The following is a 509-nucleotide window of genomic DNA, read 5'->3' on the forward strand; positions in this document are numbered from 1 at the left end:
GATGTCCCTGGCGAGCCACGAACCGACGAGGTCATGAATGGTCCTGATCTGCTGGTTGCCGTGCGAGCCATTGGCCACCGCCTGCAGGCTCAGCCCGGGATAGATCGCGACGAAATCGGATTGCGCCGAAATGAAATAGCTCCAATGCGAGCGCGAACCCGCCTGCCGATCGATCTGCAGCGCACCAAGCAGGTTGAGTGCGGCATCCACGGGACCAATGTCGGCACTCGGACGGGAAACCAGATCGGGAATGCCGAACAGCGTGCCGAAGGCGACATTCTTCGTCCCGGCCGTCCATTCTAGCCCCTGCACCGTGCCGGAAGGAAGATTGACGTCCACGGACGTCAATTGGCCCGCCCGCTCCTGCGAAAGTCCCGAGGAGAAGCGAATGCCGTCCTCCATCGTCAGCCGCATGCGGGCCAGTTGCTGGTCCGTCTCGGCCACCAATGTGGTCAGCATGTGATGTTGTTCGTTGGTGAGCTTATCAAGATCGCCGAGCAGTGCATCCT

The 509-nt window shown here is 61.1% G+C and carries 1 protein-coding gene; it reads right to left on the reverse strand.

Going from position 1 to position 509, the window contains the following annotated elements:
- On the reverse strand, positions 1-509 hold a 509-nt coding region (locus AC1D0P_RS28360), incomplete at both ends, for a hypothetical protein (protein WP_477679782.1).

Source organism: Polaromonas sp. P1_G2, assembly GCF_056405515.1.